The organism is Parasphingorhabdus sp., from assembly GCF_048267785.1.
GTDB lineage: Bacteria > Pseudomonadota > Alphaproteobacteria > Sphingomonadales > Sphingomonadaceae > Parasphingorhabdus.
Map to the genome: position 1 here is coordinate 1 of NZ_JBLWWU010000011.1, position 26147 is coordinate 26147.

The 26147-nt window shown below is 54.3% G+C and carries 31 protein-coding genes; 19 read left to right on the forward strand and 12 right to left on the reverse strand.

Annotated features, from left to right (window positions below):
* Positions 1-432: 432 nt before the first annotated feature.
* Positions 433-1026, reverse strand: coding sequence for a hypothetical protein (locus ACN0VD_RS10255; protein WP_417593880.1), 594 nt, complete (start codon positions 1024-1026; stop codon positions 433-435).
* A gap of 136 nt (positions 1027-1162) precedes the next feature.
* On the opposite strand from ACN0VD_RS10255, the gene ggt reads away from it, so the two are divergent.
* The 12 genes from ggt to ACN0VD_RS10315 all read left to right on the forward strand — a co-directional run bounded on the left by ggt (position 1163) and on the right by ACN0VD_RS10315 (position 12292).
* Entirely contained in the window at positions 1163-2953 is a 1791-nt protein-coding gene (gene ggt / locus ACN0VD_RS10260; protein ID WP_417593882.1) for a gamma-glutamyltransferase, read from the forward strand.
* 46 nt (positions 2954-2999) lie between these two features.
* Positions 3000-3545, forward strand: coding sequence for a DsrE family protein (locus tag ACN0VD_RS10265; RefSeq protein WP_417593884.1), 546 nt, complete (start codon positions 3000-3002; stop codon positions 3543-3545).
* Positions 3526-4272, forward strand: coding sequence for an endonuclease/exonuclease/phosphatase family protein (locus ACN0VD_RS10270; RefSeq protein WP_417593886.1), 747 nt, complete (start codon positions 3526-3528; stop codon positions 4270-4272). The genes ACN0VD_RS10265 and ACN0VD_RS10270 overlap by 20 nt, the downstream gene beginning before the upstream one ends.
* An 84-nt stretch (positions 4273-4356) precedes the next feature.
* Positions 4357-6015, forward strand: a complete 1659-nt coding sequence (gene ccoN / locus ACN0VD_RS10275) for a cytochrome-c oxidase, cbb3-type subunit I (protein ID WP_417593888.1) — start codon at positions 4357-4359, stop codon at positions 6013-6015.
* Between the two features lie 10 nt (positions 6016-6025).
* A complete protein-coding gene (gene ccoO, locus ACN0VD_RS10280) occupies positions 6026-6760 on the forward strand; it encodes a cytochrome-c oxidase, cbb3-type subunit II (RefSeq protein WP_417593890.1) in 735 nt (244 codons plus the stop codon).
* Positions 6757-6933, forward strand: coding sequence for a cbb3-type cytochrome c oxidase subunit 3 (locus ACN0VD_RS10285; protein ID WP_417593892.1), 177 nt, complete (start codon positions 6757-6759; stop codon positions 6931-6933). Before ccoO ends, ACN0VD_RS10285 begins: the two co-directional genes overlap by 4 nt.
* Positions 6923-7858, forward strand: a complete 936-nt coding sequence (ccoP, locus tag ACN0VD_RS10290; RefSeq protein ID WP_417594114.1) for a cytochrome-c oxidase, cbb3-type subunit III — start codon at positions 6923-6925, stop codon at positions 7856-7858. Before ACN0VD_RS10285 ends, ccoP begins: the two co-directional genes overlap by 11 nt.
* Positions 7845-9302 carry a cytochrome c oxidase accessory protein CcoG gene (gene ccoG, locus ACN0VD_RS10295; protein WP_417594116.1) on the forward strand — a complete coding sequence of 486 codons (1458 nt, stop codon included), beginning with the start codon at positions 7845-7847 and terminating at the stop codon, positions 9300-9302. The genes ccoP and ccoG overlap by 14 nt, the downstream gene beginning before the upstream one ends.
* Positions 9299-9775 carry a FixH family protein gene (locus tag ACN0VD_RS10300; RefSeq protein ID WP_417593894.1) on the forward strand — a complete coding sequence of 159 codons (477 nt, stop codon included), beginning with the start codon at positions 9299-9301 and terminating at the stop codon, positions 9773-9775. Before ccoG ends, ACN0VD_RS10300 begins: the two co-directional genes overlap by 4 nt.
* A complete protein-coding gene (locus ACN0VD_RS10305; protein ID WP_417593896.1) occupies positions 9772-11895 on the forward strand; it encodes a heavy metal translocating P-type ATPase in 2124 nt (707 codons plus the stop codon). The genes ACN0VD_RS10300 and ACN0VD_RS10305 overlap by 4 nt, the downstream gene beginning before the upstream one ends.
* Entirely contained in the window at positions 11892-12062 is a 171-nt protein-coding gene (gene ccoS, locus ACN0VD_RS10310) for a cbb3-type cytochrome oxidase assembly protein CcoS (RefSeq protein ID WP_417593898.1), read from the forward strand. The genes ACN0VD_RS10305 and ccoS overlap by 4 nt, the downstream gene beginning before the upstream one ends.
* Positions 12059-12292, forward strand: a complete 234-nt coding sequence (locus ACN0VD_RS10315; RefSeq protein ID WP_417593900.1) for a hypothetical protein — start codon at positions 12059-12061, stop codon at positions 12290-12292. The genes ccoS and ACN0VD_RS10315 overlap by 4 nt, the downstream gene beginning before the upstream one ends.
* 14 nt (positions 12293-12306) lie before the next feature.
* Here the strand turns inward: ACN0VD_RS10315 and ACN0VD_RS10320 are convergent, their stop codons facing one another.
* The 8 genes from ACN0VD_RS10320 to ACN0VD_RS10355 form a co-directional block, all read right to left on the reverse strand.
* The gene (locus ACN0VD_RS10320; protein WP_417593901.1) at positions 12307-12942 is read right to left on the reverse strand and encodes a response regulator transcription factor; all 636 of its coding nucleotides are present in this window, start codon (positions 12940-12942) and stop codon (positions 12307-12309) included.
* Positions 12932-14464, reverse strand: coding sequence for a PAS domain S-box protein (locus tag ACN0VD_RS10325; RefSeq protein WP_417593903.1), 1533 nt, complete (start codon positions 14462-14464; stop codon positions 12932-12934). Before ACN0VD_RS10325 ends, ACN0VD_RS10320 begins: the two co-directional genes overlap by 11 nt.
* A 116-nt stretch (positions 14465-14580) precedes the next feature.
* Positions 14581-15393: a universal stress protein gene (locus tag ACN0VD_RS10330; RefSeq protein ID WP_417593905.1), complete on the reverse strand. Its 813-nt coding sequence runs from the start codon at positions 15391-15393 to the stop codon at positions 14581-14583.
* A 119-nt stretch (positions 15394-15512) separates the two neighbouring features.
* Positions 15513-16100, reverse strand: coding sequence for an NAD(P)H-dependent oxidoreductase (locus ACN0VD_RS10335; RefSeq protein ID WP_417593907.1), 588 nt, complete (start codon positions 16098-16100; stop codon positions 15513-15515).
* Complete coding sequence (locus tag ACN0VD_RS10340; protein WP_417593909.1) at positions 16097-16732, reverse strand: hypothetical protein; 636 nt, start codon at positions 16730-16732, stop codon at positions 16097-16099. Before ACN0VD_RS10340 ends, ACN0VD_RS10335 begins: the two co-directional genes overlap by 4 nt.
* 30 nt (positions 16733-16762) lie before the next feature.
* Positions 16763-17122 carry a hypothetical protein gene (locus ACN0VD_RS10345; protein WP_417593911.1) on the reverse strand — a complete coding sequence of 120 codons (360 nt, stop codon included), beginning with the start codon at positions 17120-17122 and terminating at the stop codon, positions 16763-16765.
* Positions 17123-17182: 60 nt separating this feature from the next.
* Complete coding sequence (locus ACN0VD_RS10350) at positions 17183-17740, reverse strand: hypothetical protein (RefSeq protein ID WP_417593913.1); 558 nt, start codon at positions 17738-17740, stop codon at positions 17183-17185.
* 11 nt (positions 17741-17751) lie between these two features.
* Positions 17752-18381, reverse strand: coding sequence for a peroxiredoxin (locus ACN0VD_RS10355; RefSeq protein ID WP_417593915.1), 630 nt, complete (start codon positions 18379-18381; stop codon positions 17752-17754).
* Between the two features lie 213 nt (positions 18382-18594).
* Between ACN0VD_RS10355 and ACN0VD_RS10360 the strand changes: the two genes are divergently transcribed.
* The 4 genes from ACN0VD_RS10360 (at position 18595) to ACN0VD_RS10375 (ending at position 20809) form a co-directional block, all read left to right on the forward strand.
* A complete protein-coding gene (locus tag ACN0VD_RS10360; protein WP_417593917.1) occupies positions 18595-19146 on the forward strand; it encodes a glycoside hydrolase family 108 protein in 552 nt (183 codons plus the stop codon).
* Between the two features lie 158 nt (positions 19147-19304).
* Positions 19305-19718: a holin family protein gene (locus ACN0VD_RS10365; RefSeq protein ID WP_417593919.1), complete on the forward strand. Its 414-nt coding sequence runs from the start codon at positions 19305-19307 to the stop codon at positions 19716-19718.
* Between the two features lie 170 nt (positions 19719-19888).
* Positions 19889-20164: a hypothetical protein gene (locus tag ACN0VD_RS10370; RefSeq protein ID WP_417593921.1), complete on the forward strand. Its 276-nt coding sequence runs from the start codon at positions 19889-19891 to the stop codon at positions 20162-20164.
* Between the two features lie 18 nt (positions 20165-20182).
* Complete coding sequence (locus ACN0VD_RS10375; protein WP_417593923.1) at positions 20183-20809, forward strand: DUF6969 family protein; 627 nt, start codon at positions 20183-20185, stop codon at positions 20807-20809.
* Here the strand turns inward: ACN0VD_RS10375 and ACN0VD_RS10380 are convergent.
* Positions 20806-21648: a class II aldolase/adducin family protein gene (locus ACN0VD_RS10380; RefSeq protein ID WP_417593925.1), complete on the reverse strand. Its 843-nt coding sequence runs from the start codon at positions 21646-21648 to the stop codon at positions 20806-20808. The two genes, ACN0VD_RS10375 and ACN0VD_RS10380, sit on opposite strands and share 4 nt — an antisense overlap.
* 153 nt (positions 21649-21801) lie before the next feature.
* Positions 21802-22794 (reverse strand): diguanylate cyclase domain-containing protein, encoded by a 993-nt coding sequence (locus ACN0VD_RS10385; RefSeq protein WP_417593927.1) that lies wholly within the window; start codon positions 22792-22794, stop codon positions 21802-21804.
* 286 nt (positions 22795-23080) lie between these two features.
* On the opposite strand from ACN0VD_RS10385, the gene ACN0VD_RS10390 reads away from it, so the two are divergent.
* The 3 genes from ACN0VD_RS10390 to ACN0VD_RS10400 all read left to right on the forward strand — a co-directional run bounded on the left by ACN0VD_RS10390 (position 23081) and on the right by ACN0VD_RS10400 (position 25716).
* A complete protein-coding gene (locus ACN0VD_RS10390) occupies positions 23081-23425 on the forward strand; it encodes a PilZ domain-containing protein (RefSeq protein ID WP_417593929.1) in 345 nt (114 codons plus the stop codon).
* A 354-nt stretch (positions 23426-23779) separates the two neighbouring features.
* Complete coding sequence (locus ACN0VD_RS10395; protein WP_417593931.1) at positions 23780-24262, forward strand: MarR family transcriptional regulator; 483 nt, start codon at positions 23780-23782, stop codon at positions 24260-24262.
* Positions 24263-24615: 353 nt separating this feature from the next.
* On the forward strand, positions 24616-25716 hold the full coding sequence (locus tag ACN0VD_RS10400) for a sigma-54 interaction domain-containing protein (protein ID WP_417593933.1): 1101 nt from the start codon (positions 24616-24618) through the stop codon (positions 25714-25716).
* 16 nt (positions 25717-25732) lie between these two features.
* On the opposite strand, the gene fliS is transcribed toward ACN0VD_RS10400, so the two are convergent.
* Positions 25733-26128, reverse strand: coding sequence for a flagellar export chaperone FliS (gene fliS, locus ACN0VD_RS10405; protein ID WP_417593935.1), 396 nt, complete (start codon positions 26126-26128; stop codon positions 25733-25735).
* Positions 26129-26147 lie beyond the last annotated feature (19 nt).

Here is a 26147-nt window from a genome sequence, read left to right on the forward strand (position 1 = left end):
GAAGCTATACGCGTGTTCGCCGTCTGTTAAGACGACCCGCGTGATCAGGCTGCCGGAAAGAAAGAAGCAATGAAGGCGATAGGTTCGAGATGATCTTGTCACCTCTCACGCAGAACTCTCGCCAGACGGTCAATATACACTGCCGCCTTTGCTGCGATGCAACATAGGTGTTTTTGCAATTATGTCAAGCGTTGTGAATTTGGGAAAGGGTTTCCGCTCGAAATTGCTATACCTGATTCATCGCGCTGTATGACTTGTTCGCCAAGGCCGCGTTTAATGCGAAAATTAATGACGTTAATCCGTGCACGGCGATGGTCGCGGCCCGCAAGGAGGTGGCCCAAACATCCAGTTCAGACCATCCCCCAAGAACGGACTTCGACAGTCAGGGGATCGAAGGCTATAACCGGATGGAGAACAAACCGATGGCTAGCTTTAATTTCCGCAGGGCCTGCCTTCATATTCCTTCCGGTTCAAAGCATATTCTTGCCCGTTCCAGCGAATAACGGGGAAACAGAACCCCGGCCCTCCTACCTCTATGTCAGGCCAACCCTCGGAACCTTTTGTCGATAAAAACCGGGGTATTCCGATGCGCTCGTCCATCATCATCCAGTTTCCATCCGGTTTCCGACTTACCAGAGTGTAACCGGTGCCAGCCATTCCGAAGCAGTAAGTCCCGCCTTCCGTGACCAGAGCATCGGGAGACCCGTCATTGTTGAAGTCGCCACGCTGCATTATAGTGCCGGATTCATAGCTCAATGTACCGGGATCTCCGCACTTGCTCCAAGCTCCGTCCGTTTGTTCAAATCCGGCAGCGATGAAAATTTCTTCGTCCGGAACTGACTCGACCATGGTCGCCGCATCTCCCGACGGTTTCTCCTGAGCGCAAGCATTTTGCGGAAGTAAAGCCAAACAGAAAACCAGATGACCGTATCGCATAGCAAGAGTGTCCTGCAAATTTACAACCTCAAGGAATTTATCACTCAATCCGTACCATTGCAATTCCATATAATCAGGCTCAATTTCCACCAGAGTCCATCAGCGGGAGTGTAAACCGGTAGGCTATTATCGTTCCTACTTGATGCGAGAGGCAGACTGGTTAGAGTGAGCCTATCACTGGCCTCGCACCGAGCGGGGAACCAGCCCCTTCGAGACGGATGATCTTATGCGCAATCTACTTGTTTCTACCTTCGCCTTGACCGCACTGGCTCTGCCTCCTGTCCATGCACAGGAAAAAGCCACGCCGGACCAACCATCCTTCGGAATCGGCGCTGGCGGGCGACCGGTGGGCGAGGCCTGGTCGCGCAGTCCGGTGCATGCCCAGCATGGCATGGCGGCGACCGCCCATCCGCTGGCCAGCCAGATCGCGATCGATATTCTCAAAAAAGGGGGCACCGCGGTCGACGCCGCGATTGCGGCCAACGCGGCACTCGGCCTAATGGAGCCGACCGGCAACGGCATTGGCGGAGATCTGTTCGCGATCATTTGGGATCCGAAGACGCAGAAGCTCTATGGCCTGAACGGATCAGGCAAAAGCCCAATGGGAACCAGCTACAAGCAGTTCATCCAGCAGCTCAAGGGCAGCAAGACGATCCCGCCTTTCGGCCCGATGCCGATTACCGTTCCCGGCACCGTCGATGCATGGTTCGAGATGCACGGAAAGTTCGGGAAGCTGAGCATGGCGGATATCCTTGCGCCAACCATTGCCTATGCCAAGGACGGTCATCCGGTCGCGCCGGTAATCGGCTATTATCTCGACAGCAATCTCAAGAGATTCGAGCAAAGCCTGGATATGATTGGAAATTTCGACAATGCGCGGAATACCTATTTCAAAAACGGCGCGCCCAAGGCGGGCGAGATTTTCAAAAATCCTGATCTCGCCAACACGCTCGGCAAGATAGCCACCGGTGGCCGCGATGCCTTTTACAAAGGCGACATCGCGAAAACCATCGACAGCTATTTCAAACGGATTGGCGGCAATCTGCGCTACGAAGATTTCGCCGCTCACAGCAGCAAATGGGTAGAACCGGGCTGCGTCGCCTATCGCAAGGGTTACGAACTATGCGAGTTGCCACCAAATTCACAGGGTTTTGCAGCACTGCAAATGGCGAATATCCTCAAAAATGTCGACCTGACGCAATGGCCGCGTGGCAGTGCCGAGGTGCTCCATTATATTACCGAGGCCAAACGTCTGGCCTTTGAAGATGTCGCCCGTTTTTATGCCGATCCGGATGTCTCCCCTGCCCCGCTGGATTGGCTGCTGTCCGATGATTATGGCAAGGAGCGTTTCGCTTTGATCGATCCGGCCCAAGCCACCCCGGAATTCGGCCCGGGCGAGCCGAAGCTGGAAGGCGAAGGCGATACGACCTATCTGACCGTCGCCGACAAGGATGGCATGATGGTGTCGCTGATCCAGTCCAACTATCGCGGCATGGGCAGCGGTCTGGTCGCCGATGGGCTCGGCTTCATGTTTCAGGATCGTGGCGAACTCTATTCGCTCGATCCCGACCATCCCAATGTCTATGCGCCCGGCAAGCGCCCCTTCCAGACGATCATTCCCGCCTTCATGAAGAAGGACGGCAAACCGTTCATGTCCTTTGGCCTGATGGGTGGTGGCATGCAGCCACAGGGCCATGTCCAGGTGATGATCAACATGGTCGATTATGGCATGAACCTGCAGGAATCCGGCGACGCGGCGCGACTAAACCATGACGGTGGCCGCCAGCCGACCGACGATCTGGCCGGGACCGGTGTCGATCCTTTGGGCGTACTCAATGTTGAACCCGGCATATCGACCGAAACCATTGAACGCCTCAAAGCGATGGGACATAAGGTCGAAATCATAAGCAATGGCGCGATGTTCGGCGGCTATCAGGCGATTAGCCGCGACGCAGAAACCGGCGTCTACACCGGTGCCACCGAAATGCGCAAAGACGGTCAGGCAATTGGCTACTGAAGCACTGTCAGGATTAGCGCCCATATCAAACAGAATTGGAACAAAAATGCAAAACCCCCGCCTCCTGTTATTGCTCCCTCTCCTGGCTCTCACCCAACCCGCCTCGGCTCAGATGGAAAACTTCACAACCGGGCCGGTTTTTGAAGATTTCGGCCCCACCGCGCCGGTCCAGCAGGACGAACCGGTGGCGGCTGACGCGACGTTCAAAATCGCTTTCGACGCCAATAAAGAGGCAGAGCCAGACAAGATCAACCGCACCATCGAAAGCGCTGCGCGTTTTATCAACATGCAGGTCAAAGCCGGGGTAAAAGCGGAAAATGTCGAGCTTGCCATTGTTGTCCATGGCGGTGCCTCGTTCGACCTGACCAATCAGGAATTTTTCGCGGCGCACAAAGACGGTAGGGAAAACGCCAGCGCTGCCGCGATTGCACAATTGCAGCAACATGGTGTCACATTTTATCTTTGCGGCCAAAGCGCTGCGGCGCATGGCATTACCAATGCTGATCTTCTTCCCGGGGTCAAAATGTCCCTTTCCGCGATGACCGCCCATGCCTTGCTGCAACAACAGGGCTATGGCCTCAATCCTTTCTGAGCGGACAAAAATCCTGATGATCAAGGTCGCCAGTTACAATATTCACAAAGCCATTGGTACGGATCGACGACGCAATCCCGGTCGGATCATCGATGTCCTGAATGAAATCGATGCCGATGTCATTGCTCTGCAGGAGGCAGACCGTCGCTTCGGGGCACGCGCTGCTGCAATTCCCGAGAAACTGCTGGAAATGCAGAGCGACTATCGTGCGATCCCGCTGGACGTGCAGATCGATTCCATGGGCTGGCACGGCAATGCGATACTGGTCAAAAAATCGGTGGAGGTGCTGGGACATGACATCATGCACATCCCCTGCCTCGAACCACGCGGCGCGATCATGGCCCATTTTCAAATTAATGGCCAACCGCTGGCCGTTTTTGGTATGCACCTCGACCTGTCGGGTCTGTGGCGCAGACGACAGGCGGCGGCAATCGTGAAACTGGCGCAAGACAAAGAGCAAGACGTCCCGGTCGTGCTGATGGGTGATCTTAATGAATGGAGCGCCGCCCGCGGCTGTCTGAAGGATTTTACACGGGCATTTGAAATCGTGGACTGCGGCCGCAGCTTTCATTCCCGCAATCCGATAGCCACCCTGGACCGGATCATGCATTCAAGCAGCATCCGGTCATCTAGTGCGGGCGTCCATGACAGCCCCACCGCGCGCAAGGCATCCGACCATCTGCCCGTGTGGGCCAATATCATCGTCGACACGGTACAAGATGCATAATAGTATAAGGCCTATGTAGGACTACGTATATTGACTCATTCTGCTTGCTGATAGCGCGGGTCCGACAAAACGGGGAAGGACGTTATGGACAATTTACTGCTGAAGGCTGGCGGATGGCTGGCGCTCGTGTTTCTGGCATTCATTGCGATGGTATTGGCTGTGGACGGCGGCTTCGCCATCCATATGGCAATCATCATGCTTACCTGCCTGATCGCGCTCTGGGTTACCGTGAGCAAGGCCGATTATGCTGCCATCGGTCGCGGAATATTGAAAGCACCTGCCGATCCCGGAAAATATGACGACGATCCGATCCGCTGGGGTGTGATCGCGACAATTTTCTGGGGTATCGCCGGCTTTGCGGTAGGTCTTTATATTGCCCTTCAGCTGGTCTTTCCTGCCCTCAATCTGGGCCTCGAATATACGACGTTCGGACGGTTGCGGCCGCTGCATACGTCTGCCGTCATTTTTGCTTTCGGAGGCAATGCGCTGATCGCGACGTCTTTTTATGTCGTGCAGCGCACCTGCAGGGCGAGGCTGGCCTTCCCCCGCCTCGCCCGTTTCGTTTTCTGGGGTTATCAGCTGTTCATTGTATTGGCTGCCACCGGCTATCTGCTTGGTATCACCCAATCCAAGGAATATGCCGAACCGGAATGGTATGTTGATCTGTGGCTGACAATCGTGTGGATCGTGTATGCCGTGGTATTCATCGGCACGCTGGTGAAACGGACCGAACCGCATATTTACGTCGCAAACTGGTTCTATTTGAGTTTCATTCTGACCATTGCGATGCTGCATGTCGTTAACGGCCTGTCGGTGCCGGTCAGCCTGTTGGGCGCAAAAAGCTACAGCGCCTTTTCCGGCGTGCAGGATGCCCTGACTCAATGGTGGTACGGACATAATGCAGTGGCGTTCTTCCTGACCGTACCATTCCTCGCGATGATGTATTATTTCGTGCCCAAACAGGCGGAGCGGCCGATCTATTCCTATCGGCTATCGATCATCCATTTCTGGTCGCTGATTTTTCTCTACATCTGGGCGGGCCCACACCATCTGCATTATACGGCGCTGCCCGACTGGGCGCAGACGCTCGGCATGGTCTTCTCGATTGTCCTGTGGATGCCAAGCTGGGGCGGGATGATCAACGGCCTGATGACGCTCAACGGCGCATGGGACAAGATCCGCACCGATCCGATCATCCGGATGATGGTGCTTGCCCTTGCTTTCTACGGCATGGCAACCTTTGAAGGTCCGATGCTGTCGATCAAGGCCGTTAACAGCCTTTCCCATTACACCGAATGGACAATCGGACACGTCCACGCCGGTGCGCTCGGCTGGAACGGCATGATCACATTTGCAGCCATCTATTATCTGGTTCCGCGACTTTGGGACAAGCATCGGCTCTATTCGTTGCGCATGGTGAACTGGCATTTCTGGCTCGCGACGATCGGCATCGTGCTTTACGCCGCTGCCTTGTGGGTTGCCGGTATCATGCAGGGCCTGATGTGGCGCGAATATGGTGATGATGGCTATCTCGTCTATGCGTTCAGCGAAGTCGTTTCCGCCATGGAGCCGCTTTATCTGATCCGTGCCGCTGGCGGATTGCTCTACCTCGCGGGAGGCGCAGTCATGGTTTACAACGTCTGGATGACCATTGCCGGTCACGAACGGGCGGAGAAGCCGATGACCGAGACTCCGCATAATGTCGAAACAGACCGGCCGATCGTCGCCGAGCCAGCGGAATAGGGGGCGGAATATGTCAAAACTTGCACATCACCACAAAAAGCTTGAACGCAACATAACCTTGCTGGCCGTCTTTGCCTTTATCGCCGTGGCCATCGGTGGAATTGTCGAGATTGCCCCTCTGTTCTGGATCGACAATACGGTCGAGGAAGTGGAAGGGGTGCGGCCCTATACGCCGCTCGAACTGGCCGGACGCAATATCTATGTTCGCGAAGGCTGCTATACCTGCCACAGCCAGATGATCCGGCCTTTCCGCGACGAAGTCGAACGCTATGGCCATTATTCGCTGGCCGCGGAATCGATGTATGATCATCCGTTCCAGTGGGGCTCGAAACGCACCGGACCGGATCTGGCACGGGTGGGCGGACGCTATTCCGATGAGTGGCATGTCCAGCATCTGACCGACCCGCGCGCCGTGGTGCCGGAATCGATCATGCCGCCTTATGCCTTTCTGGCCGAAAAGAAGCTTGATCCGGGCGATATGGCTGCTCACCTCAGAACCATGACCCGGGTGGGCGTTCCTTACAGCGAAGATGACATTGCAAAAGCCAATGAGGATTTGGCGATACAGGCCGACCCGATGGCCAATTCCAGCGATCTCGAAAAACGCTATCCCAAGGTACAGATACGTGATTTCGACGGCAATCCGAACAAGCTGAGCGAGATGGACGCCGTGATCGCCTATCTCCAGATGTTGGGCACGCTGGTCGACTTTGAAAGTGGAGAAGCACAGGAGCAGCCGAGATGAGCTATGATGCCATGCGGCATTTTGCTGATAGCTGGGGTCTGATATTCATGGGCCTCGTGTTCCTGACCTTTATCGGATGGACATTCCGCCCGAACGCCAGCCGGCACCATAAGGACGCCGCCAATTTGATCTTTGATGATAGCCATGAAGAAGGTGGCAATGATGACAAATAAGAAGCGCATTGACGAACCGACAGGAACAGAAACCGTTGGCCATGAGTGGGATGGTATCGAAGAACTCGATACACCCATGCCACGCTGGTGGCTATGGACGCTCTATGCGACCATTGTCTGGGCCATCGGATATGTGATTCTCTATCCAGCCTGGCCGATGGTACATTCCGCCACGGAAGGCGTATTGGGCTGGAGCAGCCGGGGGCAGCTCGAACAGCAAATGGCCGCACGACAAATGGAACTGGAGCCTATTCGACAGGCGCTGGTGTCGACCGATATGCGCTCCCTCGAAAACAATCCGGACCTTATGCAACAGGCCATTGAAGGCGGAAGATCAGCCTTCAAGGTCCATTGCGTGCAATGTCACGGATTCGGTGCAGCCGGTTCCAAGGGCTATCCCAATCTCAACGATGATGACTGGCTTTGGGGCGGCGATCTCGAAACGATTGAATATACGCTGACCCATGGCATCCGCAATCCCGACCATGACCAGACCCGTTTCTCGCAAATGCCGGCTTTCGGCAGGGATGGCATATTGCAATCGAAAGAGATTCAGGATCTCGTCTCCTATGTACGGGTTTTGTCCGGTCGTGAAAAGGAAAGCGCCGCATCCACGCGCGGAGCCACCTTGTTCGAAGCCAATTGCGCGGTCTGCCACGGAGCCGATGGCACCGGTGACCGCACTCAGGGTGCGCCCAATCTCACCGATGCGATCAGCCTTTACGGCCTCGACCGTGCATCACTGACCGATACGATCACCAACGCACGCTTTGGTGTGATGCCGCGCTGGGGTCAGAGGCTCGATCCCGCGACGATCCGCATGCTCGCTGCCTACGTGCATTCTCTGGGTGGCGGTGAAAAGCTTCCGGCCGCTGAAACAACGGCTGAGGTAAAAACTGAGAGCGGGGATGATGAACAATCCTGAGAATGTCCTGGATCCCGATCTGAAGCTTTACGCGGCGCGCAAGGATGTCTTTCCAAAGGCTGTCAACGGCACATTCCGCCGGCTGAAATGGGCGATTATGGCGATCACGCTCGCCATATATTATATCACCCCGTGGATCCGGTGGGATCGTGGTCCCTATGCGCCTGATCAGGCGGTCCTGATAGACCTCGCCCACCGGCGCTTTTACATGTTCGGCATCGAAATCTGGCCGCATGAATTTTATTATGTCGCCGGTATGCTGGTCATGGCCGGAATCGGGCTGTTCCTTGTTACCTCTGCTGTCGGCCGGGCATGGTGCGGCTATTCCTGCCCGCAAACCGTGTGGACCGACCTGTTCCAGCATGTCGAGCGGGCGATCGATGGCGACCGCAATGCGCAGTTCCGCTTGCAGGATGCCCCCTGGGGACCAAAAAAGATCGGCAAGCGTCTGCTGAAATGGTCGATCTGGCTGTTCATCGGCTTCTGGACCGGCGGCGCGTGGATCATGTATTTCGCCGACGCCCCCACTTTGGTGGTCGACTTCTGGACCGGTCAAGCCGCCTTTGTCGCATATGCGACGGTCGGCGTATTGACGATGACCACCTTCATACTGGGCGGTTTCATGCGCGAACAGGTGTGCATCTATATGTGTCCCTGGCCCCGTATCCAGTCCGCAATGATGGATGAAAAGTCGCTGACTGTCACCTATAAGGACTGGCGCGGAGAACCGCGTGGCAGCGTGAAAAAAGCGGAGGCCAATCCGGGCAGCTTTGGCGACTGCATCGATTGCAATCAATGCGTCGCGGTTTGCCCGACCGGGATCGACATTCGCGAAGGACCGCAAATCGGCTGCATCACCTGCGCTCTTTGCATCGATGCCTGCGACAAGGTGATGGATCAGGTTGGACGTCCCCGCGGGCTGATCGACTATGCGACACTGGAAGATGCCGATCTGGAAAAAGCCGGCAAGCCACATAATCCTGTTCTGAAAACGCTATTTCGTCCTCGTACGATCGCCTATTTCTCGATCTGGGTAGCAATTGGCCTGGCAATGCTGTTTGCGGTTGGCAATCGGACGCGCATCGACATCAGTGCCAACAAGGACCGCAACCCGGTCTATGTACAGCTCGCCGACGGACACGTCCGCAACAGCTACACGATCAACCTGCGCAATATGGAAAACCGGCCACGCGAAATGACGATCGGCATGACGGAACTTAAAGGCGGAGTGATGTGGTCCAATAACGGCTCGCGCGAATCCGCAGGACAGACCCTGGTCACCAAAGTCCCCGCCGATAGTGTATCCCGACTGCGCCTCTATGTTGCGGCACCCGGAGAAGGACCTGTCCGCGAGGACTTCGCCTTTACGGTTACCGCAGTTGACGATGCCGAGGCCACCGATATCGACGAGATATTCTTTGAACGACCGGAGACAGGTGAATGAGCAAGAGTTCCGACGAAGTGAAGAAATTCACCGGTTATCATGCCACGATCATAATCGTTTCGTTTTTTGCGGTCGTTATCACGGTGAATATGATCATGGCGCGGTTCGCGCTTTCGACATTCAGCGGCACGGTGGTCGACAATAGTTATGTCGCAAGCCAGAAATATAATGAATGGCTGAAACAGGCGCGTGATCAAAAAGCCTATGGCTGGACCATTTCACCCGCGCTTCGGAAATCTGGCAAGGCCAGTATTGCCATTACGACCAAGGATGGCCTCCCGTTAAACGATATGTCGATGACCGCCGTCGCGGAACACCCTATCGGTCAATCTGATCCGTTCGAGCTCAACTTCGTCCAGGCAGAAACGGGTGAATATCATAGCACCCGGACATTGCCCGAGGGCCGTTGGAAACTGAAAATCATCATCACTCAGGGTGACAAGAGCATGCGCGTGGTTCGGGATATCTGGTGAATGCCATCGCGCCTATCAGCAGCGACCGGTCGAAGACGGTTGTTTCGCGTTTTGCCGTTCCGGCCATTCGCTGCGCCGGTTGTATTGCGAAGATTGAAAATGGCCTCAAAGACACGCCCGGCATTCTGTCCTCGCGGGTCAATTTCTCGACCAAGCAGGTAGCCATTTCGCATCTTCCGGAACTGGATGATGACCAGCTCAGGCGCAAGATCGAGGCTCTGGGCTTCGAAGCCCAGGTGCTTGCCGACAATCCGCTATCCGAAGAGAAAGGCAGCACCGACAAGCTGATCCGCGCGCTCGCCGTGGCCGGTTTCGGGATGATGAATATCATGCTGCTGTCGGTCAGTGTCTGGTCCGGTGCAACCGGAGTGACCCGTGACCTTTTCCACTGGATTTCCGCACTCATTGCCATTCCCGTGATCGCTTATTCGGGACGCCCATTTTTTGCCTCGGCGGCTATGGCGCTCCGCTATGGACGGACCAATATGGATGTGCCCATTTCGATCGGCATATTGCTGGCGACCGGCCTCAGCATCTACGAAACGGCGACAGGCGGTACACATGCCTATTTCGACGGTGCAGTGATGCTATTGTTCTTCCTGCTCGCAGGGCGAGTGCTGGACGGAATGATGCGGGACCGGGCACGGGAAGGCATTAGCGCGCTGCTCAAGCAAACCGCGCCCGGTGCGATGGTGCTGGACGATGACGGCAAGACCCGCTGGGTGGCTGCCAAGGATCTGCTGCCCGGGATGCAGATGATGGTTGCTGCCGGCGAAAGCCTGGCGGCGGATGGCGTGATCCTATCGGGCTCGAGCAGTTTCGACTGCTCGCTGATGACCGGCGAAAGCGAGCCGCAACCCCTCGAAAAAGGCGATCTTGCCCTAGCCGGCACGCTCAACCTGTCATCGCCCGTCACAATAGAGATCACAGCAACCGGGGAGGATACCAGTGTCTCGGACATCGCGCGGCTGATGGACGAAGCGGGACAGAGGCGTTCTTTCTATGTCCGCATCGCGGATCGCGCAGCCCGCTTTTATGCCCCCGCGGTTCATAGCCTCGCTCTCCTCGCCTTCATATTCTGGATGTTTGCCGGCGCGGGCTGGCACCAATCATTGCTGATTTCGGTCGCAGTGCTCATCATCACCTGTCCTTGTGCTCTCGGGCTTGCGGTGCCGGCGGCCCAGGTCGTGGCTTCCGGCGCGTTGCTGCGCAAAGGAGTGATGGTCAAGGACGGCAGCGCTCTGGAACGTCTCGCGGAAGCGGACTATGTTCTTTTTGACAAAACCGGTACGCTTACGCTGGGCCGTCCCAGTCCGGTCAACCTGGATGATCTTGGCCTCACCCAAAAGCAGGTCGCCCTGGCGCTGTCCCAGGCCAGCCGCCACCCGATAAGCAAGGCCATTCGCGCGGGTTTGCTCGCTCTGGGCATTGAACCGGCCGTGCTGGACGATATCCAGGAATTGCCCGGCAAGGGCATGACTGCCAACTGGGGTGGCGTAGAAGTGACGCTCGGCAAGCCCGAAAAATCCGGCGATCACCTGTCCAGCCAGCTAAGCATCGGAACCGATTCCGTCATACTCCAGCTGCAGGACGAAATCCGGCCGGAAACACCAGAGGCTATTGCAGAATTGCAGGCGCTGGGATTGCCGGCCGCGATTATTTCCGGTGACAATCGACAGTCTGTTTCTCTTGTCTCCCGCGCCCTGGGTCTATCCGCCCAGGCCGGTGCCTCGCCACAGGACAAGGTAGAAGCCATTGCCCGCCTGACCGACGACGGACACAAGGTGCTGATGGTTGGTGACGGCCTGAACGACGGCCCTGCCCTCGCTGCGGCCCATGTTTCCATCGCCCCCGGCACCGCCAGCGATGTCGGCCAGCAGGCTGCCGATGCAGTCTTTACCAGCGAGTCCCTGATGCCGGTCGCACTTTCGGTAAGGGTCGCTCGTCGGACCATGCAGATCGTCCACCAGAATTTCGCCCTCGCCATCGGATATAATATTTTCGCCGTGCCGCTGGCCCTCACCGGCATGGTCACGCCGCTGATCGCCGCGATTGCGATGTCGCTATCGTCGCTGATCGTCGTCGGTAACGCTCTTCGCCTCAATGGATCTGCTAAATGAGCGGTCTGGCAATTCTGATACCGGTCGCCTTGCTGATGGGTCTTGGTGGTCTGGCCTTTTTTTTCTGGGCCATGCGCAATGGCCAATTTGAAGATCTCGACGGCGCTGCCCAGCGTGTGTTGCTCGACGAGGACCGAGACGGGGACGAGGAAGGGGATCAATCATGATCGGCAAGATAAGACGCTCCAGCCTCAGCCAATATGCGATAGCGGTAATCGCACTTCCGCTTGCCACGATGCCGCTGTCAGCCACGCCGGAGATGATGACCCTCTCGGTTTGTACGGCGGATGGAGAAGTCCGCAGCATTTCCATTCCCTTGGACGAAGAGGATGGCGACAATCATTGCGTCAAGCCATGCCATGCCTGCCTGTCGCGCAAGAAGAACCTGAAAAACTGATATTCCGGCGCCGGCTATTTTTTCGGAGCGTTATAGCCCTCACCGTTTTCCGCCGCGAATCCGATACGCAAAGCCCCGGCAAGACTGCGCACACGCAATTTTTCCATCATATTGGCGCGATAGATTTCCACGGTCCGTGGTGAAATGCCGAGATCATAGGCGATTGTCTTGTTGGGGTATCCCGCCATCAGGCCTTCAAGCACATCCCGTTCCCTGCCGGTCAGGCAAGCCAGCCTCACCTCCGCTTCAGAGGCAGCCATTTCCTTGAGATCGCTATTTTCCAGGCGCTGAAACGCCTCTTCCATAGCGGCGATCAAAGCCTCCTTTTCATAGGGCTTTTCAAGGAAATTGATCGCCCCGGCCCGCATCGTCTGAACCGCGATGTCGACGTCGCCATGGCCGGTCAGGATCACCACCGGCATATCGATGCCTTCCTTGATCATCTGCTGCTGTACCTGGGGACCGTCCATATCCGGCATCCGGACATCCAGCAGCACACAACCCCGTTCAGCGTCCTTGGCCAGCTTGAGAAACTCAACCCCTGACTCTACCGGTCGAACCTTGAACCCGGCGTGCCGCAGCATGAATGCGGCTGATCGTCGCACGGAATCATCATCATCAACCACATAGACTATCCGCTCACTCGTCAATTTCCTGCTCCTGCTCCGCCTTCTCCAACGTTATCCTGAAGATGGTTCCCCCATCCGGATTGGGTGTCGCCTGAATCGTTCCGCCATGGGCTTCGATGATCGTCCGGCATATCGAAAGACCAAGACCCATGCCGTCGCCCTTGGTGCTGGCAAAGGGATCAAATATCCGGTCTACCATATCCTCGTCAATCCCCGACCCGCTATCCGAAATGGCAATCGCCACGTGCTTTTCATCGACCGACGTCACGCCAATATGCAGTATCTTCCGGGGGCTATTCGCCATCGCCTCGATACCGTTACGCATCAGGTTGACCATGACCTGCTGGATCTGCACGCGATCGACAAACACGTGATTGGTATCTGGCGCAATATCGATCGAGAACTGGACTCCTTTTTCCTGGGCACCGATCATCCCCAGGACCGTCGCGTCTTCCACCACCTGGGCGATGGACAAAACCCGCCGGTTGATCTCGCCTCGCGATACAAATTCCCGCAGCCGCCGGATAATGACTCCTGCCCGCAAGCTTTCGGTCACGCTTTCCTGCAGCGCCTCGCGGAAAAACTCCCGGTTCTCGTCCAGGTCGCCATCCACCATATCGCGTGCGGCCGACAGATAATTGGCGATCGCGGTCAGCGGCTGGTTGATTTCATGAGCGAGCGAAGAGGCCAATGTTCCGACCGCGCTCAGGCGGGAGGCATGGGCGAGATCGGCCTGAAGCGCCTGCACCTCTGCTTCGGTCTGCTTCTTTTCGGTCAGATCTATGATGAAGCCGGTAAAATATCGCTCGTCGCCAATTTTTGCTTCCCCGACTTCCAGCTGCAGCGGAAAGGTGGTTCCGTCTTTCCTGCATCCGACAACCGTTCGTCCAATGCCGATAATCCGCTTTTCATCGGTCTCGATATAACGCTGCAAATAGCCATCATGCTGGGATCGGAAAGGTTCCGGCATCAGCAGCTTTACATTCTGGCCGATTATTTCGCCATGCCGATATCCGAACATTTTTTCGGCGGTGGCGCTGAAAGAGCTTATCAAACCAGCCTCATCGATCACCACCATTGCGTCGGGTATGGTCTTCAGAATCGATTTCAATATTGAATCGGCCTGATTAAGCTTGTCTTCGGTGGCTCTTTGCGCGGTTATGTCCTGAAAGGATATCAGAACGGCATCAATATCACCCTCGGGATTGGCCAAAGGCACCGGACTACACAATGCAAGCATCAACCGGCCATTCGGCAAGGTCAGTTGCACTTCAAACGGAACGATATTGTCGCCCGGGCGCGCATCAAATGCGCTTTGCGCTGCTTTCGTGAAAAACGCCCGGTGGTGCGGCACCACGCAGGTTTCCGGCGCGCCCTGCGGAAGCTCCGCAAGGCTGGAAATACCCAGAATATCCAAACCGGCGGCACTGCAGTCAACCGCCTGCAGATTACGGTCCACAATCATGACACAATGCGGCAGCCCAGATAGAACGGATTCCAGATAGGAAAGCTGCTTTGCATCAAAGACCGTCGGTTCACGCACTTGCTGTGTCTATCCCCTAGATGTCCGATCGCCAATAGCGAATATCGGCCGCCTGCACAAAATAAGGATATAGTCATAAGCAAATCTGATCTTGCTGGAATGCCATTCCTGATTATTCAGTGAGACACGACAAGCGGTATCGGGCTTTCCTTGAAAAGGTTGCGGGTGACACCGCCAAAGAGAAATTCTCTGGCTCTGCTATGCCCATAGGCACCCATCACCAAATATTCCGCATGGATATTCTTGGCTTCCGACAGGAGCGTGACATCGACCGGAGTCTTGCTTTCGGACGGGCTGTGAACTTCAGATTTGATGCCGTGATAGGCAAGATATTCCGAAGCCGCGAGTTGCGGCAGATCGTGATCTTTCTCTTCCTCGACCGTCAATATATGGACATCGCTGGCCATCTTCAGCAACGGCACCGCTGCTCTCAAGGCATTTCCTGCCTCGAAGCTTCCGTTCCATGCGACCAGAGCCGGACCGCAGGCATCAAATTTCTTTACATTATCGGGCTGCACGACGACCGGAGCGGTCACGTTGAACAGAACATCGCCCAGAATTCCCAGCGGCAAGGCATTTTCCTTGTTGCCGCCGGCCGAGCTTAGAACGATAATATCAGCTAAAGCAGAGTTTTTTGAAATACCCCGAGACGGATCCATATTTTCTTCGCGGTAATCCCACGACACGTCTTCACTGGCCAAATGCCCCTCGATCTTCGCGCGCAGTTGTTTGTTCAGTTCCCGTGACATTTCGCTGACATCGTACATCACCGACATGCCGGTGACGCCATCAAAGGCAAGCGGCGTATTGTAAGGATTCACCCGCAAACAATGAAGATGCCCATTCAACGAACGGGTGAGATCAAGCGCCGCCTGAAGCCGCGCCTCCAAGCCTGTATCATCGGCGATATATAGCAGCACGGACTTCATTCACTGTCTCCTGTTTTCATGCCATCCATTCTGATGAAATGTTATGGATTGGAGATTAGCCGGACCCGGACACCGCCTATATAAGGGTTAATACGGATATAGGCGGATATCCTGCGCCATCAGTCGCCGGATTTGCCATGGGCTGCAATTTTCTTGAGCCAGCGTGCGCGGTGCTTTTCGCTGCGATCGACATTGCCGATCAACGACGTGGTGACCGGATGAATTCCGGTCAGCTTCAAAATATTGCGCTCAAAGCTGCGGACGCTGTGCGCGGCGAAATAGGCGCGATAGAATAACGCTGGCATCCCCATGCTGACAATCAGGCGCGCCGAGCGACCGCGCAGCAATTTCCTGGGCACCTGCTTGCTGCCCTCCTCGCCATAGTCGAGGGCGAAATTGGGACGAAAGGCCTGCTCGATAAACGCCTTGAGCAAGGCCGGCATGTCGCCCATCCACAGCGGATAATAGAAGACGATATGCTCGGCCCATTTGATCGCATCCTGCCCCGGCCGGACGGAAGCAGGTACATCCTCTTCAAGCCATTGCTTGCGGCTTTCCAGAATCGGGATATTCTGGCCTGCCAGACGAATTTCCCGAACTTCATGGCCCGCACCACGCGCCGCTTCAACATAAGCGGAAACAATGGCATGACCAAAGCGGCTGGGGCTAGGATCGGGATGGCCATCGATTACCGCGATACGTTTCAAGGTGCCACGCCTTCCTTGCTTTCACTGGTCGGTGTTTGCCACTGGAAGGCGGTAATCAGTTCCATGATCGCCTCTTGCGCAGCGCTGTCGATTTCCTGTGGATAGGAAGCCGTCAAACGCGCATCCCAATAGCCATAGTCCAGCGCAGTGACGCTAAAATGCCAGGGCACACCATCATTGTCCGCATCAAAAATGCCTTGATAGGCAGCAATATCGGGCCGTCCCGACACGAAATAGTCCCCTTCCGAAAGACTGGCAGCATTGGAATAACGGGAAAGCATGTCAGGCCTTACGATCTTGTAATGATCCTCGGCATTCAGCTCTTCGAGATGAATGATTCCGATTTTGATTTCGATTTCATCATCGTCAAAATCGCGGACATATCCGATCTCGAAATTATTGCCGGAAAAATCGGTTGTCATTTCGCACTGGCGGCGAAAACCCGCGATGGTCGCCGGAAATATGAAGCCGCTTTCCTTGTGAATGATGGCTCCGGGCTCTTTATAGGGCGCAAAGGGATCAAACAGCGGCGCAGATCCGATCACGCATTCCGCTGCGGCAGGACTGCTTGTCATGGTCAGCGCCAGTGCGGCGACCGATGCCAATCCGGTCAAGTTCATTTTCTTCAACATATATCCTCCCCGTGACAAATATGTTGGCCGCTATTCATGACAACTGATGACACGAAACGGCAACTCGCTGCCATCCGCTTCGGTGATGGTCAGATACTCACCCACTTTTAACGGATGCTCCTTGAGCCGGAATATGACTTCATCATCATCTTCACCAACCTTGTAGGAAAAGGCCCAGCCTTTATCCGTGGCGATGACAACGCCGCTCTGATCCGCCTCACCTGGCCAGAAACGCCTTACGACTGGCCGTTTCTCAGCTTTTTTCAGCGCTTCAGGTTCGATGAATCCTTCGTCGTTCAGGGGAACCCGAAAAACGTAAGAATGGGCTGACGAGCCATCGGGATGGTCAGCGGTTCGGGCCAGTTCAAGGCGAATTGTTTTCCAAGTCATCCTCACCATGTGGACGAATGGAAGCGCCCGCGCGATACGCAATATTGCGTAGTCGAGAGATTATTTCTTTGGTGGAAAACCGTGAACGTGGACATCATGGCCGGAATGAGCAGAGAGCAATTCCGTTGCTTTTGCCTCGTCCTCTGCGTGCCACGTCCGTACCCATAGCAGAAGACCGCCTTTTTCCAGTTGATCTGCTATATAATCGGCGTGATGCTGTTTTATGAAGCGCGCCAAGGCGACGCCAAGGGCAGTACCAGAACCGCCAAGGGCCAAGCCTGCGAGAGCGGCGGCCAAAGCGCCGCCCGACGCAACAAGCACAATCCCGGCAAATGCACCGACATACATCAAACTCCCGATAACAGCGCCCTCGGCATCGCCGATCGTCTCAAGCGGGACATACATTTTTGCTGAAATCCCCTGCTCGTCTTCGATATCCGCAACCGATTCAAAGCGATGCCCAAGCTTTTCCTCCACTGCGGTAACGGGTGCCAATACGCTGATTTCAGCGCGATCAAAACCATGGCTCAGCAGATCATCAATCGCGGCCTGCAACGTCTTTTCCGTGTCGAATATTCCGACAGCTTCCCGGACCTCGGCAATATTACCCCCTTCCATATCGATGCTCCTCAAGTCACATCGGTCAGGCGGAGATATGGACGCAACTCCTCCCATCCCTGGGGAAAGCGTTTTTTTGCTTCATCACCCTTGATCGAAGGCGGGATGATGACCTTTTTGCCGGGGCTCCAGTCAGCGGGTGTCGCGATATTCTTTGCATCGGACAACTGCAACGCGTCAATCACTCGCAATATCTCGTCAAAATTACGCCCCACATTCATGGGATAGGTCATCGTCAGCCGGAGCTTTTTATCGGGATCGATAATAAATACCGAACGCACGGCAGCGGTCTCGCTCTCTTCGGGATGGATCATGTCATAGAGTTTGGCAATCTTGAGGTCCTGGTCCGCGACAATCGGAAACTGCAGGTTGGTATGCTGCGTTTCATTGACATCCGATATCCATTTCAAATGTTCCTCTGCGGTGTCCGTCGACAGCCCCAAAGGTTTGGTATTACGGGCCGCAAACTTGTCGGCAAGTTGTGCGGTCCGGCCCATTTCGGTGGTGCAAACCGGCGTGAAGTCGGCAGGATGGCTGAAAAAGAACACCCAACTATCGCCTCCCCATTGGTGAAAGTTAATCTCGCCAATGGTGCTGTCTGCGGTGAAATCCGGTGCGGTGTCGCCAATATGCAATGACATCTGCTGGGGTCCTTTCTGATCTGGATGAATATGGGATTCAGATAGGCATGAAGAAGAGAGGGAAAACTCCGTAATCCTACCTAAATATGACGTGGCCAAATTCTCTCCAGCCTCGCCCCGGCCCGATCAGCGGCCATTTTGAAACCGTCCTTTCCTACATATAACCAAATAGGTTATTATTGGTCTCATTCCACTCAGAAAGGTGTTTGTACCATGCCCAATAATCCAGATGTCGATATGCTGATTGAAAAAGTCATGATCTTGGAAGGGGATTTCTCCGATCATCCCGCCGACCGGGGCGGACCAACCCGGTGGGGAGTGACCGAAGCGGTCGCGCGGGCGCATGGCTACGCTGGCAATATGAGAGATTTTCCGCGCGAAAATGCCGCGGCGATTTACAAACGCAAATATTGGGTTCGCCCCGGCTTTAACCGGATCGCCCGACTTGCGCCGGATATTGCGGCCGAACTTTTTGATACCGGAATTAATATGGGGCCCGGGACGGCTGCTGGCTTTCTTCAGCGCGCGCTCAATGCGCTCAATCGCAACGGCCGCGATTATCCGGATATCGCAGTCGATCGCGACATTGGCAGAAAGACGCTGGCTGCGCTTGACGCCTTTCTCCGCAAACGGGGAACCAGAGGCGAAGCGGTGCTGCTTAAAGCGATCGAAGCGCTGCAGGGCGCACGCTATGTTGAGCTGAGCGAAAAACGGCCCGCCAATGAAGCCTTCCTATATGGCTGGCTCACCAACCGGATCGGCTGAATTCGGCCCCGGATCAATCTTTCTCATAACAGTGTAAAGTTCGTCAGGATTAGCGAGACTCTTCAGACTCCATCTCAACAACCCTCTTAGCGAACCCCGTCCTTGGCCCGAACTTTGACGAACTTTGACATCCACCCCTACGAAAGGAACCTTGAAAAATGTCCATTATCTCAACCCTCGTCGGTCCTCTTTCCAGCATCATAGACAGGATATTACCGGACAAGGAAGCGCGGGACAGAGCGAAGCTTGAACTTATCAAACTGGAAGGTAGCCAGGAGCTGGAAGAAGTTCGCATCCAGATGTCGGCGATTCTTGCAGAGGCGCAATCGACCGATCCGTGGACGAGTCGGGCGCGGCCCAGTTTTCTCTATGTCATGTATTTTCTGCTCCTCTGGTCGGTGCCAATGGGCCTGATTGCCGCGTTCCGGCCAGAGGCTGCCCGCGATATCGCTTCCGGCATGAACGCCTATCTCGCCGGGATACCCGAACCACTCTATGCTCTCTTCGGCACCGGCTATCTGGGCTATACGGTGACCCGGCAATGGGGAAAAATACGCGGAGTCGAGCGATAAGGCCCCGCCTTGCCATCTTGACACGCCCGATTGCCTGAACTGGGTGTCCAAAATCGGGGCGCCAACTGGCCATCTCTCAGATTAATGCAATATTTACGAAATAGGCTTGCCATCTTCATATCTTTCCAGATAAAGGGAAAAGTCTAGTTCATCCAAAGGGGATATATTAAATGACTACCGAAACAAACTTTCGTAAAATGCTCGCTGTAGCTGGTGGCCTTGCACTTGCTGTTCCTGCTCTTTCTGCTTGTGCAGAACAGGCCGACGACGCTGCCGCTGTAGCTGAATGTGCTGCTGAAGAAGCGACATGTGCCGCTGAAGAAGCGACATGTGCTGCTGAAGAAGCAACATGTGCCGCTGCTGAAGCAACGGGCGAAGCTGCTTGTGCCGCTGCTGATGCAGCTGGCGACGCCGCTTGTGCAGCTGAAGAAGCTGTTACCGAGTAAGCTTTAGCTTATTTCGCATTGGAAAATGCATTAGAAAGGCTGTTTGAGCTTACCAGCCAGATAGCTAAAGAGGGCGTCTCGCTAGTACCCAGAGTGGTACCGGCAGACGCCCCTTTCGTTCAATATCAGCATTATCCCAAAGGGGATTGCATCGCGCCTGGCAACAAGTCGCGCTGGTTCTACCATGCGCACAAGCCAGAAGAGCGCGAAGAAGGCGAACATGGGCATTTCCACATGTTCCTGCCTCTCGACATGTTTGACGGTGTCGAACCCTATTATCAGCCACCCGCAAAACTGCCCAATGGCAAAAATACCCAAGGCGTCGTCCATTTTGGGGCGCTGAGCTTCGGCTTGGACGGTATGCCGATCAGTTGGTTCACCACCAATTACTGGGTCACCTATGAATATATGATGCCGGCCGAAGCCATTGCGTCAAGGCTGCGCAACTTCGACATGACGGGCGCGCCTGGCGATCCGCTGGTCAATGACTGGCTAACCGCTGCCGTCCAGCATTTTCATGACCCGATCATCGAAATGGTCCGCCAGCGCGACGAGTTGCTGATGGACAAGAAACAGGAATTTGGATCCGCCGTGTTCGAGAGCAAGAAAGTCGAAATTCTCTCGCGCCAAGCGTTTGATCTCTAGTGATCATGGCCCGGATTGGTGCGCTTCAGCTTGCGCATCAGCCCCGGCCAGACCAGATTGTCGCCCAGTCCTTTCTGAAAGGCGGGAGACGCCTGCTGGAACACGCGATGCCCCATGTCTTCACTATCCTCGTGGAGATGCTCTTCGCCGCCGACCGATTGCGCCAATATCTGAGTCTTACAGGCATTTTCGAGGAGATACATGCGAAGAAAGGCAAGCGCACAATTCTGACCGACAGTCAAAGTACCATGGTTGCGCAAAATCAGCAGATTCTTCTCGCCAAGATCATTGATCAGCCGATCCCGTTCATCCAGATCAAGCGCAATGCCTTCATAGTCGTGATATGCAAGGTCATCATGAATCTGCATCGCAAATTGGGTGTAGCGCCTAAGCCCCGCTTTCTGAACGGAGACGGCAATGCCGTAGGGCGTGTGAACGTGGATCACGCACCCGGCGTCCTCGCGAGCACTGTGAACCGCGCTGTGAATCGTAAAGCCTGCGGGATTGATAAAATAAGGTGTGTCCTGCTTGATATTACCGTCAAGATCGATCTTCACCAATGCCGATGCCGTCATTTCATCAAACAACACGCCATAGGGATTGATGAGGAACCGTTCTTCACCGTCTTCGTCCGGCAAGCGCGCAGAAATATGCGTAAACACAAGGTCGGTCCAGGCGTGCATGGCACATAGCCGGTAGGTGGCCGCCAGATCACAGCGCAACTGCCACTCCATGTCAGACACTTTGCCCCGAAGACTGTCTATATCATGGGGGTCGGGGATCGAGAACCCGGGACCAACGTCGATTGCGGCTTCATGGTTTTGGATCGCGGTTGCCATGATCGGTTCCTTTGTTTGAAATTTGATCGTCAACCCAATTAGCCATGCATTGCACAAAATGGCAACTAAACTATCAATGCCGCGCTGGTGTCAGGCATGACGGCAGATGTCCGGCCGGAGAGTAATGGCTCCGACGACTGGCCCGTTTCAATGCTATTGGCTTGAGCCGCCAAGATGTTTGTCAGATTCCGGCCAGGATATGCTGCGGTCAGACGGTTTTGCTGCGCGCAGATCAATATTCGCCTGCTTGATCCAGTCATCGCATATTCCGACCGCGGGCGAAATCTCGGAAAAGCTGACATCGAGAAAAATGCCGGCGCCCGTTTGATCCATTTTTTTCAAAAACTCCTTCGTTGCCGTCATGGCTTCCGATTGCGTGGTTGATGTGAGGAGAACAGCAAATTGTTTTCCTCCCATCCGTCCGACACAATGCGACGGCTTCAGGCACGCAATCAATGTCCTGATAATTGTTCGGAGCAGCGCGTTGCCGGACAGATGTCCGGAATAATGCCTAACCATTTTGTGCAGGTCTATGTCAAAAAGAACCATTGTGCTTTTGATCTCTTGGCGATCGTACAGGGCAATGGCCTTCTGCACTTTTACCGAAAATCCGCTGCGTGTAAGCGCTCCTGTCAAGCGGTCCTTATCCGCTTGTTGACGCATTTCCAGTTCATGGATCACCAGTTCAGCGAGTTGTTCCAGCAATTCTATTTTCGAATGGGTGAACTGTCGTGGAACGATATCCAACGCGCATAATACTCCAATATTATGCCCATCTGGCGTCGTCAGCGGCACACCGATATAGCTGCGCAAAAAAGGATAGCCAACGACCATCGGACTTTCCTTGAACCGCCGATCAAGGATTGTATCTTCAACGATCATCGTATTATTTTGATTGATGGTATAATTGCAGATTGCAGATTTTCTCGGCATTTCAGGCAATTCAAAACCGATTGTGGATTTGAACCACTGCCGTTCTCCATCGATCATTGAAATCGCGACGATTGGAACGTCGAGAGCTAATTTTACCGTTTGGGCAATATGGTCAAAGCAATATTCCTGCGGAGTGTCCAGAATATCATAACGCTCCAGGGCAAATTGCCGCGCAGCTTCCGCCTCTATTTGGAAGCTCCGGTCTATTTTCATCTCTGTCATCCAATTCACAAACACTATGATGAGAGACGGACATCTGGGAAATAAACTAAGGACCTATCTTGGTTTCTGGTGACCAATTGATATGTGGCAGATTGTGCACGGCAATCAGGATCACGCACTTGAGCAAGGATGCGCGGACTGACATCGCTCTTTCCGGTCACGCTGCCCAGTCCGATATATGGCTCCAATCAGCCGTTGAAGCCCCTGCATAACAAGTGCGCTTAGTTGGCCGCTATTTCTGCCGTTCATAGAATATGGTAAACTCGATGAGGATCGAATGATGACACCCCACACCCATGTGGAACCTGATCAGAGCGGCATTCTTACTGCGGATAGCCGGCGTGCCAATGACCGTGTGGATGTATCTGCAGAAATTTTCGTCCGGCAATCCGATACGCAACTGTTTCGCACCACATTGTCGGACCTTTCCGTGTCCGGTTTCAAAATGCTGAGCTGCACGAGCCTTGATACTGACAAATTGGTTTTTATCACTTTACCCGGATTGCAGACACTCGCCGCTCATATACGATGGGTGCGATATCAGGATTATGGTTGCGAGTTCACCGCTACATTGCATCCGGCCGTCCTCGATCATATTGTTTCAGTTCTTCGAAAGTTTTGAGGCGTTTATCTGCGCGGGCCAACCGATCCATGCTACCGCCGGGAACTAGTGCTCCAGAAGAAACAACCACCCAAAGCGCTTGGCGGGTTGAACAAACTTCATTCTTTTTGGGATTGATTCCGATATACGGAAAATGATCTCATAAACGGCCAGCGCCAGATCCATTGCGCCTTTTATCCTGGATATTCGATTGTCCGATGGGTCGATCGAGAGTATCAAACTGACCATTCTATACATTTTTATAGTTACAATCGGACAATTATAGGACATTGTTAGCACGCTAATGAATGCGATTATGCTTTTTGCAAATAATAGCAAGACCTTGGGGGGCTCTGGAATTGCAGCTAAAAGTTAATGGATAGTGTTGAAGCGGAGGTAGCGGAGCTTCGGTCGACGCTGCAGCATGCAAATGAAAGACTTGAAAAACTGGATAAGCGGATCACAGATTCGAATAAGCGAATTTGCGAAGATCAAATTATCATCGACGAGGACTTAACCCGTCTCGATCTGATTGATCGCGCCAAGAAGCATCTGCATTGGGGAAGATTGAAATCCCGAACACTGGATGCGGGGAACGGTCTGTTCGCGGACTCCTGCTGGAACATGTGTCTCGATATCTACATCTGTGGCCTGAAGGGTGAACGGGTAACTGTTTCGGCAATAGCGCACAGCTCGGGGATACCGATGACGACCGCGATGAGATATATTAACGTCATGGTCGGACAGGGCTTGATTACAAAAACCCCCAACCCTGCGGACAATCGAATGATTTTCGTTTCGACCTCGGAGGACTGCATGAATAAGATAGCATGCCTTCTGTCGAATAGTCCGCTCTGAATTTCACGCCCTGACAAGGCTTGCAAGCATTGCACATTTCAAAATTCAAATGCCGTGCCTGGTCGGATCGTTCGGTCGGTGCGGCTTATATCCACGCGTTCAATCCAGTGTCTGGCACAAATATGGTGAGTCGTTCTCGCTCCAGAACTCCGGGCGCTATATCTGTCTCGTCAGCGCCACCAGTTGAGGTGATCATTGCCTTTGGGAATTTGATGTCACGTCATTAACCCATCTTTAACCATGTTTCTCCATTTCTGACGTTACCAGGTGACGGTTCGAAGATTGCGGGATCTTCGAACCACCCTTCCCCGGCAATTCGGGGTTGCGTGTATATTTGTGATCTGGGTAGCAGAATGACCGATGTTAATTTAGAGACGTTGCTTGCTGAGAAGCTGATCGGCGATAGTCCAAAAATGCGACAATTGCGGACAATCATAAAATTTGCCGGTCGCTGCAATAGCTCGATCATGATCACCGGTCCGTCCGGTAGCGGTAAGGAAGTCGTTGCCGAGGCCATCCACGCCATTTCGGATCGCAACAACGCTCCCAATATTGCAGTGAATTGCGGCGCGCTGCCCGAACAACTGATCGAGTCCGAACTTTTCGGTCACGAAAAAGGCAGTTTTACCGGGGCCGTAAACCAGCACGTCGGGCTGTTTGAGCAAGCCGATAGCGGCACAATATTCCTTGACGAGATTGGCGACATGCCGATCAACATGCAGGTAAAGCTGCTGCGCGTGCTTGAAACACGTATTGTCAACCGGGTTGGAGGCAATCGCAATATTGGCGTCGACGTAAGAGTTATTGCGGCAACGCACAAACATCTCGGGGAATGCATCAAGGGCAAATCGTTCCGCGAAGATCTTTATTACCGTCTTTGTGTTATTCCAATCGAAGTGCCTGCACTAAACGAACGAACAGAGGATATTCCTGCGCTGATTGCGCATTTTCTGCAAAATCAGGATGGGGCAAACCCCCTCCCCATTTTCACGGCAGAAGCCTTGACTGCGATGCAGAGCTATGATTGGCCGGGAAATGTTCGTGAACTGCGCAATGTCGTTGAACGCGCTTCGGTCTTCTTTGCCGGAGAACAGATTTCAGCCAATGACGTTACCATGCTTGTACAATCCGATATAGCGCCGGTTTCTCAGGATTCTGGCGCCAAATCATCGACCGCGACAGAACGGGCAACGACGCCTCAAACCGCCGCATTTTCGGACGAACCCAGCTCCCCCGGTATCGCTCATCAGGACAACAATATTCGGGACTTGAATGAACATCTTCAATCTGAAGAACGTCGCATAATAATGAAAGCACTGGACATGTCACATGGGGTCGTCTCGAGCGCCGCGCGTTCGATCAACATCAAGCGGACCACCATGATCGACAAGATGCGCAAATATAATATCAGCTGGCATGCTGAACAACGTATCGAATCCCAGATCGCGGCCTGATCGCATAGAATATAAACTAGTTGTAAGGTGCGATCGACTCCCAGGCCTTCTCGATTTCGTGGATCATCTCCCGCGCAGATTCAACTCGCTCAATACAGGATTCCTTACCGTCCATCTGGATGCGTTTGGCGGCTTCCGTGTAGACGATGTGCAAAGTCTGGGCCAGGTCTCCCGCAGCTTCAAAGTTCAGCGATTCATCCAGACCGCCTAGAATAGCCAGCGCTTTCCCCCGATATTTGTAGATACGGGCATCGTCATCGCGGCGCGCGCTTTCTATCATCAGATCCAGCGTTTCACGCAATTCGTCGAACAGCACCGCTACAAGTTCATAGGGGTCAGCCGCCAAGACCCGACTTTCCTTGGCAACGGATTGGTAGCTGGATGCTCGCTGAATTCGAGACTGAAATGTCATATTCTGTTACTTTCCTGGA

Excerpts from the sequence above, each read along its gene's own strand:
- ggt (WP_417593882.1), top strand. The coding sequence starts at position 1,163 with ATGCGCAATCTACTTGTTTCTACCTTCGCCTTGACCGCACTGGCTCTG.
- ACN0VD_RS10265 (WP_417593884.1), top strand. The coding sequence starts at position 3,000 with ATGCAAAACCCCCGCCTCCTGTTATTGCTCCCTCTCCTGGCTCTCACC.
- ACN0VD_RS10270 (WP_417593886.1), top strand. The coding sequence starts at position 3,526 with ATGGCCTCAATCCTTTCTGAGCGGACAAAAATCCTGATGATCAAGGTC.
- ccoN (WP_417593888.1), top strand. The coding sequence starts at position 4,357 with ATGGACAATTTACTGCTGAAGGCTGGCGGATGGCTGGCGCTCGTGTTT.
- ccoO (WP_417593890.1), top strand. The coding sequence starts at position 6,026 with ATGTCAAAACTTGCACATCACCACAAAAAGCTTGAACGCAACATAACC.
- ACN0VD_RS10285 (WP_417593892.1), top strand. The coding sequence starts at position 6,757 with ATGAGCTATGATGCCATGCGGCATTTTGCTGATAGCTGGGGTCTGATA.
- ccoP (WP_417594114.1), top strand. The coding sequence starts at position 6,923 with ATGACAAATAAGAAGCGCATTGACGAACCGACAGGAACAGAAACCGTT.
- ccoG (WP_417594116.1), top strand. The coding sequence starts at position 7,845 with ATGAACAATCCTGAGAATGTCCTGGATCCCGATCTGAAGCTTTACGCG.
- ACN0VD_RS10300 (WP_417593894.1), top strand. The coding sequence starts at position 9,299 with ATGAGCAAGAGTTCCGACGAAGTGAAGAAATTCACCGGTTATCATGCC.
- ccoS (WP_417593898.1), top strand. The coding sequence starts at position 11,892 with ATGAGCGGTCTGGCAATTCTGATACCGGTCGCCTTGCTGATGGGTCTT.
- ACN0VD_RS10315 (WP_417593900.1), top strand. The coding sequence starts at position 12,059 with ATGATCGGCAAGATAAGACGCTCCAGCCTCAGCCAATATGCGATAGCG.
- ACN0VD_RS10330 (WP_417593905.1), bottom strand. The coding sequence starts at position 15,393 with ATGAAGTCCGTGCTGCTATATATCGCCGATGATACAGGCTTGGAGGCG.
- ACN0VD_RS10340 (WP_417593909.1), bottom strand. The coding sequence starts at position 16,732 with ATGTTGAAGAAAATGAACTTGACCGGATTGGCATCGGTCGCCGCACTG.
- ACN0VD_RS10345 (WP_417593911.1), bottom strand. The coding sequence starts at position 17,122 with ATGACTTGGAAAACAATTCGCCTTGAACTGGCCCGAACCGCTGACCAT.
- ACN0VD_RS10350 (WP_417593913.1), bottom strand. The coding sequence starts at position 17,740 with ATGGAAGGGGGTAATATTGCCGAGGTCCGGGAAGCTGTCGGAATATTC.
- ACN0VD_RS10355 (WP_417593915.1), bottom strand. The coding sequence starts at position 18,381 with ATGTCATTGCATATTGGCGACACCGCACCGGATTTCACCGCAGACAGC.
- ACN0VD_RS10360 (WP_417593917.1), top strand. The coding sequence starts at position 18,595 with ATGCCCAATAATCCAGATGTCGATATGCTGATTGAAAAAGTCATGATC.
- ACN0VD_RS10365 (WP_417593919.1), top strand. The coding sequence starts at position 19,305 with ATGTCCATTATCTCAACCCTCGTCGGTCCTCTTTCCAGCATCATAGAC.
- ACN0VD_RS10370 (WP_417593921.1), top strand. The coding sequence starts at position 19,889 with ATGACTACCGAAACAAACTTTCGTAAAATGCTCGCTGTAGCTGGTGGC.
- ACN0VD_RS10380 (WP_417593925.1), bottom strand. The coding sequence starts at position 21,648 with ATGGCAACCGCGATCCAAAACCATGAAGCCGCAATCGACGTTGGTCCC.
- ACN0VD_RS10385 (WP_417593927.1), bottom strand. The coding sequence starts at position 22,794 with ATGAAAATAGACCGGAGCTTCCAAATAGAGGCGGAAGCTGCGCGGCAA.
- ACN0VD_RS10390 (WP_417593929.1), top strand. The coding sequence starts at position 23,081 with ATGATGACACCCCACACCCATGTGGAACCTGATCAGAGCGGCATTCTT.
- ACN0VD_RS10395 (WP_417593931.1), top strand. The coding sequence starts at position 23,780 with ATGGATAGTGTTGAAGCGGAGGTAGCGGAGCTTCGGTCGACGCTGCAG.
- ACN0VD_RS10400 (WP_417593933.1), top strand. The coding sequence starts at position 24,616 with ATGACCGATGTTAATTTAGAGACGTTGCTTGCTGAGAAGCTGATCGGC.
- fliS (WP_417593935.1), bottom strand. The coding sequence starts at position 26,128 with ATGACATTTCAGTCTCGAATTCAGCGAGCATCCAGCTACCAATCCGTT.